The sequence below is a fragment of the Streptomyces sp. SolWspMP-5a-2 genome (genome assembly GCF_900091845.1).
GTDB classification, from domain to species: domain Bacteria; phylum Actinomycetota; class Actinomycetes; order Streptomycetales; family Streptomycetaceae; genus Streptomyces; species Streptomyces doudnae.
On the sequence record NZ_FMCI01000005.1, the window covers coordinates 1 to 13,869 of the forward strand.

The 13,869-nt window shown below is 70.6% G+C and carries 15 protein-coding genes; all 15 read right to left on the bottom strand.

The features are described 5' to 3' along the window. Positions 1-81: 81 nt before the first annotated feature. Positions 82-303 carry a hypothetical protein gene (locus tag GA0115242_RS00165; RefSeq protein WP_093823193.1) on the bottom strand — a complete coding sequence of 74 codons (222 nt, stop codon included), beginning with the start codon at positions 301-303 and terminating at the stop codon, positions 82-84. A 37-nt stretch (positions 304-340) separates the two neighbouring features. Next, a complete protein-coding gene (locus tag GA0115242_RS00170; protein WP_093823195.1) occupies positions 341-1,531 on the bottom strand; it encodes a hypothetical protein in 1,191 nt (396 codons plus the stop codon). Beyond that, entirely contained in the window at positions 1,528-1,986 is a 459-nt protein-coding gene (locus GA0115242_RS00175) for a hypothetical protein (RefSeq protein WP_093823196.1), read from the bottom strand. Before GA0115242_RS00175 ends, GA0115242_RS00170 begins: the two co-directional genes overlap by 4 nt. A gap of 37 nt (positions 1,987-2,023) precedes the next feature. Continuing rightward, complete coding sequence (locus tag GA0115242_RS00180) at positions 2,024-3,130, bottom strand: hypothetical protein (protein WP_093823197.1); 1,107 nt, start codon at positions 3,128-3,130, stop codon at positions 2,024-2,026. 211 nt (positions 3,131-3,341) lie between these two features. Further along, positions 3,342-4,115 carry a hypothetical protein gene (locus GA0115242_RS00190; protein ID WP_161352889.1) on the bottom strand — a complete coding sequence of 258 codons (774 nt, stop codon included), beginning with the start codon at positions 4,113-4,115 and terminating at the stop codon, positions 3,342-3,344. 289 nt (positions 4,116-4,404) lie between these two features. After that, positions 4,405-5,175 (bottom strand): hypothetical protein, encoded by a 771-nt coding sequence (locus tag GA0115242_RS00195; protein ID WP_093823199.1) that lies wholly within the window; start codon positions 5,173-5,175, stop codon positions 4,405-4,407. A gap of 29 nt (positions 5,176-5,204) precedes the next feature. Continuing rightward, positions 5,205-6,131: a hypothetical protein gene (locus GA0115242_RS00200; protein WP_093823201.1), complete on the bottom strand. Its 927-nt coding sequence runs from the start codon at positions 6,129-6,131 to the stop codon at positions 5,205-5,207. Between the two features lie 331 nt (positions 6,132-6,462). Next, entirely contained in the window at positions 6,463-7,089 is a 627-nt protein-coding gene (locus GA0115242_RS41360; protein ID WP_237548513.1) for a hypothetical protein, read from the bottom strand. A gap of 13 nt (positions 7,090-7,102) precedes the next feature. After that, positions 7,103-7,675 (bottom strand): hypothetical protein, encoded by a 573-nt coding sequence (locus GA0115242_RS00210; RefSeq protein WP_093823203.1) that lies wholly within the window; start codon positions 7,673-7,675, stop codon positions 7,103-7,105. An 11-nt stretch (positions 7,676-7,686) separates the two neighbouring features. After that, positions 7,687-9,201 carry a VirB4 family type IV secretion system protein gene (locus GA0115242_RS00215; protein ID WP_093823205.1) on the bottom strand — a complete coding sequence of 505 codons (1,515 nt, stop codon included), beginning with the start codon at positions 9,199-9,201 and terminating at the stop codon, positions 7,687-7,689. Between the two features lie 28 nt (positions 9,202-9,229). Next, a complete protein-coding gene (locus GA0115242_RS00220) occupies positions 9,230-9,691 on the bottom strand; it encodes a DUF6238 family protein (RefSeq protein ID WP_093823207.1) in 462 nt (153 codons plus the stop codon). A gap of 100 nt (positions 9,692-9,791) precedes the next feature. Further along, positions 9,792-11,264, bottom strand: coding sequence for an SCO6880 family protein (locus GA0115242_RS00225; RefSeq protein WP_093823209.1), 1,473 nt, complete (start codon positions 11,262-11,264; stop codon positions 9,792-9,794). A gap of 82 nt (positions 11,265-11,346) precedes the next feature. Further along, positions 11,347-12,714: an SCO6881 family protein gene (locus GA0115242_RS00230; protein WP_093823211.1), complete on the bottom strand. Its 1,368-nt coding sequence runs from the start codon at positions 12,712-12,714 to the stop codon at positions 11,347-11,349. Positions 12,715-12,750: 36 nt separating this feature from the next. After that, positions 12,751-13,443 (bottom strand): hypothetical protein, encoded by a 693-nt coding sequence (locus tag GA0115242_RS00235; RefSeq protein ID WP_093823213.1) that lies wholly within the window; start codon positions 13,441-13,443, stop codon positions 12,751-12,753. Then, positions 13,443-13,757, bottom strand: a complete 315-nt coding sequence (locus tag GA0115242_RS00240; protein ID WP_054100372.1) for a DUF6112 family protein — start codon at positions 13,755-13,757, stop codon at positions 13,443-13,445. The genes GA0115242_RS00235 and GA0115242_RS00240 overlap by 1 nt, the downstream gene beginning before the upstream one ends. Between the last annotated feature and the right edge of the window lie 112 nt (positions 13,758-13,869).

A 13,869-nucleotide genomic window follows, 5' to 3' on the forward strand; every position in this document is an offset into this window, starting at 1 on the left:
AAAGAGGTCGGCCGCTCTCGGAGGGGATCACGGGCTGTGCCGACATCGGCGAGCGGGCCTGCCGGGGCGTACCGTCGGCGCTCACCGGCCGGCCGAGGGCTCGGTCCAGGGGCACGGGACGGCCGGCGACGAGCAGCTGGCTGGTTGCCGGGCAGCCCCGTACGCCTGCTCCGTACCGGGTTCCGTCGCTCGGCAGGCGCAGCCGGGCGTTTCTTCGAAGCCGTCCTGGAGCAGGATCCGCCGGGCGGCGGCGTTGTAGCCGGTGGTGGTGATCTCGCCGGTGATGGTGTGCCGGATCGGCATGAACGGCTCTGCTGCTCCTGCGGGCAAAGCGGATCTCCTAACGGTGGCGGGCGGTCTTGCTGGCGCAGGGCGGCGGCGCCGGCGGTGTGGTGTCCACGGCCGGGCGAGGGCGGGCGCGCAGCACGGGGGTGCGGTGCGGAGGCAGGACGGCGACGGTCGCACCGAGGTCCTCGGCTGCCTCTTCGACTTCGCGGGTGAGGAACTCGATCTGCCGGCCCAGCGCTGAGAGGCGGGCGGCGATCTGGCGGCCCTGCACGGTCTCCAGGGCGCTGGCGAACTGGCCGCTCGTCTCCAGAAGTTCCTGCAGGCGGACCATCGGGCCGGCGGCGTAGCCGCGCTGGACAGCTCCCAGGAGAGCGTTCGAGGCGTCACCGGCACTGTCGCCTTCGACGACGTCGCGGATGAGGTCCTGCAGGGACAGCTCCGGGGCCGGAGCCGGACGGTTGAACCGGGAGATGTCCGAGCGCAGCACGCCGGGCGGGACGGGAGCGGGCAGGGCCTTGCACGCCTCGTACTCGTGGGCGAAGTGCCCGATCACCTGCCAGCCCGGTACGCCCGGGTCGCCGCGCAGCGCGACCACGGTGGAGTCGTCGTCCTCGACCAGGTTAGCGAGGGTGATCGGCTGTCCGTCGGCGGCATACCACGACTCGGTCAGCTCCAGCGCACCACGTATCTGTGCGGCCCGGGCCCTGTCGGTCCACTGTTGCTGTTCCTCGTCGGTCAGCGGAGCCTGGTGGTGTCGGCCGTCGCGCTGGTCGGCGAGGTTGCTGGCGATCGGGCTGTGGTCCGCCCAGGCAGTGAGGTGCGGCCACAGGGCCGCGTGCTGAGCACGTTCTGCTGGAGACCCGGGCGCGGTCGGCCGGCCGAGGGCCCGGCGGATCTCGGCGGCGGAGGATGCCAGGCCGTCCAGGACGGCCCGCCACCCGGTCAGGTGCCAGGCGGGCGGCAAATCGTCGAGCGCGAGTCGGGCGGCATCGAGGAGAGCCTCGGCGTGCGGGGCGAGGTGGGTGGCGTACGCCTCCAACGCCGCCTGGTCACGGTGGGCTTGTGCGGCTGCGGCGGCGTCTGCGTGAATGGTGCGGCCGTGGCGGTCGCGTGTCCTGTCGAGGGCGGCATCGGTCTCGCAGTCGATGACGGCCATCCGCAGCCGGAAGTCGCGTGCCTTGCTGGCCAGTGCGGATGCTGTCGGCAAGGGGCTGTCGGGGGCCGGACTGTTCGTGTGGGTCATCGGGACCGCCCGCCGGCCGCGACTGTGAGGTGGACGGTGGGAGCGTAGGTGGGCTTTGGCGGGATCGGCCGGGCCGACGGAGGGGAAGTGGTGGGTGGCGTGAAGCGCTGCGTCGTTCGGCCGGCGGCGGCTTGGGCGGGCTGGCTGCAGCGCTCCTGCAGTTCGTTGGAGCGGACAGGGCGCCGAGGGCCGGTGGAGAGGGCCGGATCGAGGCGGATGTCGGCCTGCACGATGTAGCCCCGACAGCGCAGGTCGTGGTCGGCCTGGCCGGTGCGTCGGGGACCATCACGCTCGGGCTCGCTGAGGCGGTACAGGCCCGGTTCATCGGGGACGGGCTCGAACTGCTCGCGCTCCAGGAACCAGTGGGCGAGGTGCTGGGGAATCAAAGAGGTGAAGGAGGCGACGAAGCCGTGTTCCTCGTGGTCGCCGAAGGAGAAGTGGGTGCCGGGTTGCAAAGGGGCGGAAGTCTCCAGACGTTGTCGGGTAGAACGGTCAGCGGTTACGGTGCGCCGGCCGGGCCGCAGCGAGGGGGCGGGCTGGGGCTGTGACGGGGAGGGCCGGGCGGCGGTGGGGTGCGCTCAGGCGGGCTTGGCGCAAGAACGCGTCGCCGTCGGTGAGCCACGTCTCGATCGCCGGCCACGCGCGTGCTCGGCGCTCCTGCTCCGGTACGGCATCACCGTGGACGATCTCGTCGAGCAGGGCTTGGGCATCGCTCACGGCGTCGGCCAGACGGGAGAGGGCTGAGGCGTCGTCGGGCCACGGGCTGTTCGCGGGCCGGCACCGGTCGAGCAGCGTCGGGGCGTGGTCGACGACGGTCAGGAAACGGCGCCAGGCGTGGTCGAGGAACAGCTCCGATGAGGCGCCGAGGGCGCCGGCGCTCAGCGGGGTGGCGTCGATGTAGCTGCCGGAGGCGCTCGTGGCCTGCCAGGTGTCGTGCTCCGAGCGGATGTCCCCCAGCACACCGGCGATGGCCGCCGTCTGGCGGGCATGGACGGCCTGCTCGTAGGCGGGAAGATACCGGGCGGTGAGGGCCTGGGCAGCCCGCCCGGGAAACGGCGGCAGGACGATGCTGCGCGGAGCGTGGGGATCGCCGTAACCCTCTTCGAGCCCTTCCGGCGAAAATGCGCCCACCAGGTAGCCGAGATGACTGCCGGGCCGCTCGACGACCAACAGCATCGTGCCCTGCGCCACGTCGGTGAGGACCGCGGCGTAGGGGATCCGTTCGCTCTGGACGGCGCGGCCGAGGTCGCCGCTGTCCCAGATCCACGGGACCAGATCCTCCTGCCAGGCCGGGTGCGCATAGATCTCGACCGAGGCGCGCCACTGGCCGGGCAGCAGGCGCGCTAGGTCACGGGCAGCGTCGCCGATAAACCGGCGGCTGCTCGTGTGCACGCTGGCGCGGTGCCGCTTCGCGCACGTGACCAGATCGACCACGGTGGTCTGGGTACCGTCCGCCGGTAGGTGCCAGACCCCGTCGTCGTCCCGCTGGAAGCCACTCTCCGCGAGGGCGGTGTGCGCCCACGGATACTGCTCGCCCGAGGCGATGGCGACGATCCCCGACTCCCGGCTGTGCGACAGGACGATCTGCGCCTCAGCCACGGACCAGGTCCTCGCCACCGAGCAGGAGGAGCGGGAGGTGGTTGCTGGGCACGCCGTCGAGCTGGACGTGTATGCCGCTGTACCCCGTGCCGGCGGTGGGGCGGGCGATGAAGGAGTGTGTGGACAGGGAGTTCTCCGGAGCGAGCAGGGGGCGGGGGATGTCCTCGGTGGCCGTCGAAGTGGCGGGCGGGTGCGGCTACGCGCGGTGTGACTAGGAGGGGACCGGAGGGCCGGAGGCGTCGGTGCGGGCGCAGGTGTAGCCGATCAGACGGGAGGGCTCGGCCTTCGCGGGGACGGTGGCGGCGTCGTTGCACACGAAGGTGTGCAAGATGGACATGCGGGGCGCGTCGTGGAGCCAGGCTCGGTCTTCCTTGCCAGGGTTGATCTGCAGGCCGGAGTGTGCGACGGCGTCGGTCTGGGTGTGCGTGTGGGAGAAGAGAACCAGCGCGCCGCTGTCTTCCGTCTTGAGGGCGTAGGCGTCCGTGAAGCGGTTGTCAGCTTCTTCGAAGACGCTGGTTCCCTTGTCACCGAAGCGTGTTGCGGCATCGCTGTGGACCTTGACCTGCCGCTTGCTGGCCGCGGTCGGCGTGAAGACCTTGCTTCCGGTGTTCGTGCCTCCGGTGGCGAAGTTGTCTAGCACGGCAGTACGCAGAAGGTCGGCGGCCAGGTGCTTGTGGTCGTTGGCGGCGACGGCCATCGCGTATCCCTCGCGGTCAAGGGCGATGTTGGGCAGCCTGTGGCTGTCGAGGTCGACTACGGACACCATCTCCCAGCGCTTGTGCTGGGGCTGTTCGGCGAACACGGCCAGCCGGGAGGGGGCCTTGCCCTTCTCGCTGGAGAGGGCGGCGGCGAACCAGCCATCTTGTCCGTCGGCTAGGCGGGGGATGTACAGCTTGGCGCTGGCGAGGTCGTAGGACCAGGGCTTGTACGGCGCGCGGTCCGCCGCGGGGAGCCCTTCGGTCTCGGTGTAGTCCGAGACGGACATTGCGTACAGCGGGCCGTCCTCGACGGTGTCGAGGAGGACGCGGTTGCGGTCGGCGTTGGCCTCGTTGTTGATCTTCGAGTAGTGGGTGATGACGGCGCGGGCCTGGTCGGTGCTGAGCGCAGGAGCCAGCTTCGGCGTGCTGCTGACGCTGGCCGTCTGCTTGGCGACGGCAGCATCGTTGCCGGTGGCACAGCCGGTAAGGAGCAGGGTGACGCAGGCGGCGCCTACAAGCAGCTGCAGAGTGCGGCGGGTGATTCGGATGAAGACTCCAAGATCTGGGGAGGTCGGGTCAGTGTTTACGGTGGAGCGGGGACATGGTCTTCGCGGCTGCTGGAAGGGCGGCTCTGGTGGTGGGCGCCGACTGGCGCAGGTTGACGCCGATGCCCTTGGCTGTGAGCTGCTGGACCACCGCGTGGACGCGAAGGGCGCGACCGGTTTCCCCATAGGCGGCGGGTAGGAGGAACGCTGCTTGGTGCGGGTCGTACTGGAAGCCGAAGGCGTACAAGGTCATGCGGGCATCCACCGGCACGTTCTCGTCCGGTGCGCCGAGGGCGCCGTCGCTGTAGAGGGTCAGCGTGAGGATCTGGTCGACCTGTGGCGGTTGGGGCCGGTGCGGTGGCTGGGCCTGGTACGCCGCGTTGTTGAGGACGGCTTGGAGGGCTTCTACGTAGCGGGGCAGCAGTCGCCGGGCGACTCGTGCTGCCGCGCGTGCGGGGTCCTTGGGAACGGCGATGCCGTTGGGTTCCTCGACTCCGGCGAAGTGGTGGGGCTTGATGTGCGTGCTGTCGGGTGTGAGCGGGGCGACGAGGAACTGGTGCAGATAGCGGGGGCGGTCAGCTACGTACAGCCTCTGGTCGGCCGGCCCGTGGAGCACGGCGTCGTGGGTGAGGACGTACTGGCTGACGACATAGTCGACGTGACCGGTGTCCCAGAGCTGCTCGGTACGGGGGAACTGGTCCGCGTACTGCGCGTGGCACTGGTACTCGCTGGTCCAGGTGCCGGTCAGGCGCGCGGCAAGGCCGGCGGCGAAGGCGGCCAGGTCGGTGCGGGGTGAGGTCATGTGTTCCTGGAGGGAAGCGATGGTCCGGGTCAGCGCGCGTTCCGCGGCTGCGCCGGCGGGAGCACTCGCGGGGGAAGGGACGGTGTACGGGCTGGCCTGGAGGGCAGTCGCGGCGCCGACGCGAGCGGGGTGAGGGCCCGCATCCGGTCCTCGGCCACGTGCAGGACCTCTGCGAGGTTGCGGATCTCGGCGGCGGCGTCGGCGAGGTCGTAGGACAGGTCGAAGCCGTCGTCCTCTTCCGCTTCCTTGGCCTTCTCTCCGGCTGCTTCAAAGAACTCGCCGATTTGCGCCAGCAGGCCGTCGGTGGGCTCCAGGATCTGGTGCAGCAGGGCAGCGGCATCCGCATGCGACTCGGCTCCATTGAGCCGGTCGGTCAGAGCGCGCAGCGCGTCGCCGTAGACGTAGATGGGAGCGTTGTCGGGTGTGCCGGGGACGTCACGGACCTGGGGCGGGGGCGTCGGCTGGGCTGAGTGCACGTGAGGGCTTTCGCCGGGCAAGACGGGGTGCGGCAGCAGTCCGAGCTGGGTCAGGCGGTGGTTGATCGTCTCGATCAGGGGCTGGGTGCTGCCGCCGTGGCGGGCTTCGGGGCGTTGGGGAGCACCGGGGTCGTCGGAGGGAGCCGAGTCGTAGAGGACCTCGGACAGCGACGGGTCGTCGGGGTGCTCGCGCGTCGCGATCCAGCCCTCGGGGTCTCCGGGCGGGCGCTCGGAGGGCGGCTCCTGCGGCGGACCGATGATCAGGTAACTCTCGTCGGGGAGCGAGACGCGCACGATGTAGGCGCTGAGGCCGAACTCGATGTCGCACTGCAGGCCGCGCGCCCGCAGCGGCGTGGTGATGTGCGCGTGGCGACGCCACAGCTCCTGCCACCACGGGGTGTCCACGTCGCGGTGGTCGGGGAGCGGTGCGGGCGAGGTGACGCGGTGGGAGTCTGGGGTGCTTGCTTCGTCAGCGGCCATAATTCCCCCTGCGGGAGGAGGCGGGCGATCGGTGGGGTGGAGAAGTCTGTCCAGCGGGGGTGACTCCCGGCTCCGACTCCTGGCTGAAGCCGAGTACGTACTCGGCGTGGGCGGTGATCAGGTCGTTTTCCATCTGGGCATCCTGTGCCACGAGGCAGTCGACTTCGGCTCGGCGTTGTTGGTATTCGGCCCATTCGGTGGCGTTGGTGTGAGGCGGACGTTTCAAGATGGCTTCGTGTGCAGGCGGTGGCGGTGCCGTGTCGATCAACAGTGGTGGTCCCTGGGGATCGCGTGGCGAGAGTCGGGCGGAACTGGAATTGCAGCAAGAGAGCTATCGGCGGGGTGAGGTACCGGGGGACGGAGGAACGGGCGGGACGCCTGCGCTGGCCCCAGGCTGGCCGCCGGTCGGTGTCGCGGGGGCTGAAGCCGGGTCGTAGGCGGCGCGCAGCCTGCTCAAGCCGGCCTCGTCGGCGAGGGCCAGTACCGACAGCGCCCGGCTGGCCGCCGTCATCAGCAGGTTGGAGGGAGATCCCTTGGCCGCACCGTGGTTTTCCCGCCGCCACCGGGCGGCAGCGACGAGGTAGTCGCTCACGGCGCGCAGTGCAGGTTCGACGGCGTCCAGGAAGTGATCGGTGACTGCTTCGGTCTCTGCCGGAGTCTGAGCTGTGGTGAGAGCGTCCAGGTAGGGGGTGAGGTCGGGCGTCGGCCAGGGCTGGTCCGGAAGTGGATGTGCGGCGCGGAAGGTCTGCGCGTCGCGTCGTGCCCACCGCTTCAGGTCGCCGCGGGTGGCGAGGTGGTACTGGGCGGAACGGATCTGGTCGGCGTCGCGGCCGACGTTGTCGTAGAGATCGAAGTCAGGGTGGCGGGGGATGATGCAGGCGTCCTTCGGGCTGGTGCGGGCAGCAGTTGTTGCGGTCGAACTGCGCTTGCACGGATATCTGTTGCGCGCACATTTCACGGCTCCGGCGCGGTCAGCGGCGGAGACCGCCAGGCTGGGACGGCGGAGGCTCCGGCGGTCCCTCCCGGCGGGTCGGCGGCGCGAAGAAGCGCTGGACGCCGAGGTGGTCGTCGAGTTCCCTGACTGCGTCGCGAAGGGATTCCGAGGCATTCCGCAGAAAAGCGCGCGCTGAAGCGTGGTCGATGACCATGCGATTCGTGAGGTAGTGCCGGTCTGTGGGGTTGGCGGTCCGATGCCGGGCCAGGGCGTTCTCTGCGGTCTCGGCAAAGTGCGGGGCTGCGTGGCTGGAGATGGTCGCCGCCAACGCGAGGTGCTTCAGGACGGTCCGGCCGGTCTGGGTTGTGTGGTGGGGGCTCTCGGCGAAGTCAGCGGCCAGCCGAAGGACTCTGCGGGAAAGGTCCTGGGCGTCGGTGGCATGCTGGAGCAGCGCGGTGTAAGACGGCGCGGCCGGGACGCGCCCTTTCTCGTCGAGCAGCTCCCACCGCTGGGCGGCGTCGTGCAGTTTGTCCTTCACCGCGTGGAGTGTCTGGATGAGGTGCAGCGCGTCGTCTCGCGGGATCAGGTCGTGCGGGAAGTCGGGGTTCACGGTCCTCTTAGTCAGTGCATCCGGGCGTCGGTGTCGACGAGCGCCAGTTCGTGGCTGTGCAGGAGGTGCTGCACGATGAAGGATCGGCCGGCGACCTTCCACAGGCCGCGCCCTCGGTTGAGGTGGGCGATGGCGTCCATCTCGACGGAGGTCAGGCCGAGCAGGTAGGCCGCGGCGTGGAGCTGGTCGGTCTCCTGGCGGTAGATGATCCGGGTGGAGCAGTCCGCCAGGAGCCCCTCGGCCAGGGCGCGGCCCTGTGATCCGGCGTCGCCTGCGGTAAGCAGGTCGGACAGCCGGTGGATCACCATGAGGTTGGCGATGCCGAGGGCGCGGCTGAGCTTCCACTGGGCCTGCATCCGCTGAAGGAGCCCGACGTGCCGCATCAGGCGCCATGCCTCGTCATACACGATCCAGCGCTGGCCACCGCCAGGGTCGGAGAGCGCGGATTCCATCCATGCGGAAGCGCAAGTCATCGCGAGGACAAGGGCAGTGTCGTCTCCGGAGCCGCCGAGGCGGGACAGGTCGATGGTGAGCATCGGCGCGTGCGGGTCGAAGGCGACGGTGGAGGGGGCGTCGAACATGCCGGCCAGGTCGCCGTGGACCAGGCGCCGCATGGCGTGGGCCAGGTCGCGGGCTGCTTCGCCGAGCTGGCCCGACATCATCCCGGCGGCCTCATCGAGGTCGGTCGGGTTGTTGAGGGTGACGGCGATGTCGCCGAGGAGCGGGGTGCGGTGGGTGTCGGCGGCGCGGGTGACGACGGCGTCGAGGGCGACGTCCAGGGCGGTGTGCTCCATGGGCATCAGGTCCCGGCCCAGTACGGTCCGGGCCAGGGAGCCGAGTAGGAGCAGGCGACGCTTGCGAATCTCGCCGACCCAGTCGGCCTCGGCTACGCTGTCCGGGCGCGGGGCTGCGTCCAGGGGGTTCAGGCGTCCGGGCAATCCGGGCCCGAGGGCGACGGACCGGCCGCCGAGGGCTTCGGCCACCGGCGTCCACTCGCCCTTCGGGTCGCACGGGACGTAGACGCGGTACCCGAAGGCGACCGACCGCAGCGCGAAAGACTTGGCCAGCGCGCTCTTGCCCTGGCCGATCACGCCAGCGAGCAGCAGGTTCGGGTTGGTGAACCCCTCGACCTTGCCGTACAGAGCGAACGGGTCGAAGACGAATGACGCCTCGGCGTGGACGTCGCGGCCGATGTAGATGCCCTCGGCGCCGAGTCCGCCTTCGGCGAGGAAGGGATAGGCGCCGGCCGCGACGGCGGTGGTCATGCGGTGGGCCGGAAGTTTCAGCCGGTTCCCGCGGGCGGAGGCGGGACCGGGGCGTCCGCTCGGTGGGTAGAGCGGGACGGGCATCTGCTGCTCGGGGAGGGTGCTTTCGCTCTGGTGGGCGCTGGCTTCGGCACGGGCTTTGGCGGCGGCCTCGGCGAGCTGGCGGCGTGCGGCCTTGCGGCTGGCGCGGTCGGTGCCGTGGGGGGTGAACAGCGGGCTGGCGGACGCGCGGCGGGCGCGACGGGCGGGCCGGTGGCTCATCGGGGGCCCTCGATTCTGCGGGTGGTGCTCATCGCACGCAGGCCGTGGCATGCGGGCGGAGGTCGGTGGGGGTGGTCTTGCGGCGGACGACGCGTCCGGCGGCGAAGTGGCGTTGGCAGATCGTCAGCACGGGCGGGCCCTCGGGGAGCCGTTCCGGATGACAGGCGCTCGTCGCGGTGGTGACCTCGGTCGTGCCGGGCAGCAGATGGAAGGCGGCGTGGACTTCGGTGGTGACCTGCCAGAGCCTGGTGTGAGCGGCTGCCAGGTGGCGTCCGGCGGCCGGGTGCGGGGGCCGGGTGTGGTCGGCGAGCAGGTCCAGAAGCTGGAGCAGAGCGGTGAGGTGGGCGTGCAGGACATCGAGGTGCACCCGGTCCACGGGCCGGGGCGGGTCTGCGTCCGGCGGCGCCAGGGCTCGTGCGTGGTGGCGGATGCCGGCGCTCGCGGCGCGGAGGTAGGGGTGCGCGTCGTCGGGGCGCGGGGGAGAGGTCAAAGGTGGTGGTCCTTCCTGCCGGTCGGCAGGGCGGCGACGGGTGTTCCGTCGCGGGTGATCCGGAGTGCAGTGGGCCAGGGCGTGCACGGGAACTGCTGGTTCACAGGGCGGTGCGGGCGAGCGGGAGCGCGGAGAGGGCGAAGGCGTCCGGCTGCTGGTAGTTGAGCCTGCGGAGATCGACTCCGGAGGTGACGGCGTGCGTCTCGATCTGAGCACAGGCGGCGTCCAGGAGGGCGTCGGTCTCGGCGGTGACGGTGACCAGGCCGGTCAGGGCCACGTCCGCGTGCCCGGCGATGAGCTGGCGTTCGCGGGTCTTGACGTCGGCGTACTCGACGGAATCCTCTTCGGAGTCGACCTGCCCGCGGCGGGCGCGTTCGTTGGCGTCGGCGATGATCGCGGCCTTTTTGCGCTGGACGTCCCTCAGAGCGGACTCGAGCCCCTGCGGCACATAAACAAGGGACAGGGTGCGGCGCACGCCGGCCGTGAACATGATCCCGTGCAGGAACCCTGCCCCCATCTCGGTGCGCGGCCAGTTCTCCACCCAGTAAGTCGCGTGCCGCGCGCTGTCGGTGGCGAGGCGGTCGTACTCCTCGAACTGCACGACGGGACCGGCTGCTGCGGGGTCGGCCTCAGCGCGGCCGGTCTCGGACCACTGCTGGAGCGCGGCGAGCGCCTTTGGGTCGTAGGCGGTGCGGATGACGGCGGCGATCTCCCGCGCGCTCAGCCATCCGGTGACCATCAGGCCGGCGTTGCGGGCGGCCTGGGCGATGGACGCGGTGGTCTGCTGCATGACGGTGAACGCCCCGGGCAGCCCTCCGCCGGCCTGGTTGATCAGGCGCCGGGCGGCCTTGAGGTCTAGGGAGATGGCGAGGTAGGTCTCGTGCGGAGCGGCGGCCGGGCCGGCCGAGGCGACCAGTTCGGAGTAGATCTGTCCGGCGACGGGGGTCTGGGGCTGCCCGTTCTGGGTCCAGTGGCGGGTGAGCGTGTCACCGCTGTCGGGCACGGTGCGCTCCAGCACCTGCACGGTGGCGACGTGCCCGGTGCGGGCGATACCTGCCAGCGCGCGCCCCCAGCTGCTCACGTTGTGGTTCTGGGTGGCCGGGTCGAGGAGGGCGAAGGCACGGCTGGTGACGCGGGCGATGGCGGTCAGGGTCTGCTGGTGCGGGTCGTGGGCGGCTGCGGCTCCGTTGGCGGAATCGCCGGGGGTGACGACTTTGAGGGAAGCGGCGGTGCCGGGCAGATGGAGGAGGCCGTCCTGCCGGGGCCTGGTGACAGGCTGGGCGAGCCAGAGGGTCTGGCCGGTGTGGCGGCGGTGCGCGTACCGGGTGACGATCGGTGCCCAGTCGATGAGGGAGCGGCCGTGCCGGCGGATCGCGACGAGTGCACCGGATGCCGCCCACAGCGGTGCCAGGGCAACGGCGCCGAGCAACCCGGTGGAGATCACCGTCATCAGCAGCAGGGCCAGTGTGCAGGAGACGAGGACGAGCTGGGGCAGGGAGAGGCCGAGGAGGATGCCGCGGCGGCTCCGGTGAGGAAACTTCACCGTGACCGGGGCGACAGAAAGATCAGACATGGGGGCGGATCCTGGAGGCGCGGGTGGAATTCGGGGGCGGGAGGTCGTGTACACGTCCCGCCCCCGAAAGTCGGGCGGGGGATCAGAGGCCGGTCGGAGGCGGCGGAGCCGAGCCGCTCGACGCGGCGTCATGCGAGCCGGAGGACGGGGGTGCGCCCTGCAAAGGCGGTGTCGTTGTCGGCGGAGTGGTCTGCCATCCGCCGCCCTGGCCGGACGCGGCATTTGCGCCGGATCCGCCGGGTCCGGGGCTGCCTCCCACCTGGCCGCTGGTGTCGTCGGAAACGCTGGTCGGCGCGGGCTGGACGGCCTTCTCCAGGCCGGACTTGACAGCATCACCGCCGGGTGAGCCTCCCGTTCCGCCGCCCTGCGCACCGTCCTTGCCTTCACCGCCACCGCCGGTCGGGTTGGCGGCGACGTCGCCGGGGAAGCCTCCGCCGGCATCGGGACCCTGCGGTGCGGCGCCCGCTCCGGCTGCGGCACCACCGGTGCCGGCGGTGGCCGCGGCTGCGGCGGCCTTGCGGGCGGCCTTCTCGGCGTGCGCCTTGGCGATCTGGGCCCCGGCGCCACCGGCACGGTGGATGGACTCGCCGTCGGTGCCGTCGGCCGCCCAGTGCACGAATTTGAAGACGGCGTACGGGCACAACAGCACCAGGACCATGATCACGATGCCGGACATGACGTCGGCGAGCGCGGCGATGCCGTCATTGGCTTCGGTCTTGCCCATGGCGGCGATACCGAGGACGAAGATGACGGTCATCAGGACCTTGGAGACGACGAGAGTGGCGGTGGCTTCGATCCAGCCCTTGCGCCAGCGCCGGGCGACTTCCCAGCCGCCGCCGGCGGAGGCGAAGACCGCGAGGGTGACCATGACGAGGATGCCGACCTTGCGGACCATCATCACGCACCAGTAGAGGAAGGCGCCGATGGCGGCGCCGAGCCCGGTGACGACCGGGACGAGCCAGCCGAGACCGGACAGCGCCCCGATTTGGCTGACCTTCACCACGCGGCGCACGGCCGATTCGATGTTCAGGTGTGCGGCTTTGAACAGGCCGTCGCTGACGGCGTCCACGACCTCGATGGCGACTGTGGTCAGGGCGATGGCGCAGAAGGCGAACAGGACTCCGGACGCGGTGCCCGTGAATGCTTGGGTAAGGGCTTGCCCGTCGCGTCTGATGGCGGCCCGGACCAGTTGTGCACAGAAGGTGGCGACCAGCAGGACCAGGCCCAGCGGCAACAGCATTTCGTAGTTGTCGCGGAACCACCCGGCGTTCAGATCGACCTCGGTGGTGGTGGTGACGGCTTCGGCGGCCAGGTCGGCTGCGGCGGCTGCCAGTTCACCGGCGGACTTCGCCATCCAGTCACCGATGGCTTTGCCCGGGTCCGAGGCGAAGTCCACCGCGTCGCCGACGGCGCACAGTTTGTCCGCCAGGGGGAAATCACAAAAACCCACGAGGAGTTACTCCTCCTTTCGTGTCTCAGGCGCGGGTCACTGCGTGACGCTCGGTGCGATGGCGGCCAGGGTGCAGTCGTGGTTCGGGCGGCACTGGACGGCCAGGGTCACGGCGCGTTCCTCGGCTCCGCCGCCGCCCTTCTTCCAGCTGAGGGTCTGCTTGCCGTTGACGGTGACGACGTAGATGTACGCCTCGGTGATCGCGGACGGATCCTCGGCCAGCGCCTGTTTGAACGCGCCGGGGTAGTGGCCTTCGGTGATGTGGGCGGTGGCGTGCTGGTCCTGGTCGGCCATCCGTGACCACAGCACGGGGTCGGGGACCTGGCCTGCGACCGAGGTCCAGTCGGCGTACTTGGTCTCGGTGGTCATCCAGGCGCGCATGCCGGCGAGTTGCTGGTCGCGGCTGGTGTCGCGGGTGTCGTAGGACCAGAGCATCTGGGCCGCTGCCTTGGCGTAGGCAACCGGCTCGGCGATCTGCGGCGGCTCGGGCACCGACCCGAACCCGGAGGAAGGCTTGGGAGCAGCCTCGAAGTGGGACGGGCCGCCCGTGGGAGCCGGTGGCGCGGCATCGGGAGTCTGCTGGCCGTTGCCACCGCCGGTCAGCAGGGCAACGACCCCGGCGAGGGCAAGCAAAACGGCGACAACGGTGGCGCCGATCGCGATGCGCTGGTTCGTCGACCAGCCCGAGCCGTACGAGGACAGCGAAGCGGAGGGGAAGCGTTTCCGCATCAGTGGACCTGCGATCCCAGGCCGGAGAAGAAGGCCACGATGCCGTTCGCTGCACCCAGACCGAGGGCGGCGCCGGCGGCGACGACGGCGCCCTTCTTCCCGTTGGCCTCGGCCTGGTGTCCACCGGTGTGGTGGCCCCAGGCCCATACGCCGAGCGAGACGGCGAGGGCGCCGACAACGGCGATGATCCCGAACATGTTGATGCTGTTGACCACGTTCTTCAGCACGGCGAGGCCAGGCAACCCACCGCCTTTGGGCGTGATTCCTGGGTCGTAGGCGAGCTGGATGACGCGGTCTGCGAGAGGGACGGACATAGGTGGCGCAAGGCTCCTTGCATACGCGGGCCCGGCGAGGCCCAACCGGAAAGTGAAAGCGGAGGGAGAGGCGAGCGAAGGGCACGGAAGTGGCCGCGTCAGCCCGGCCCGC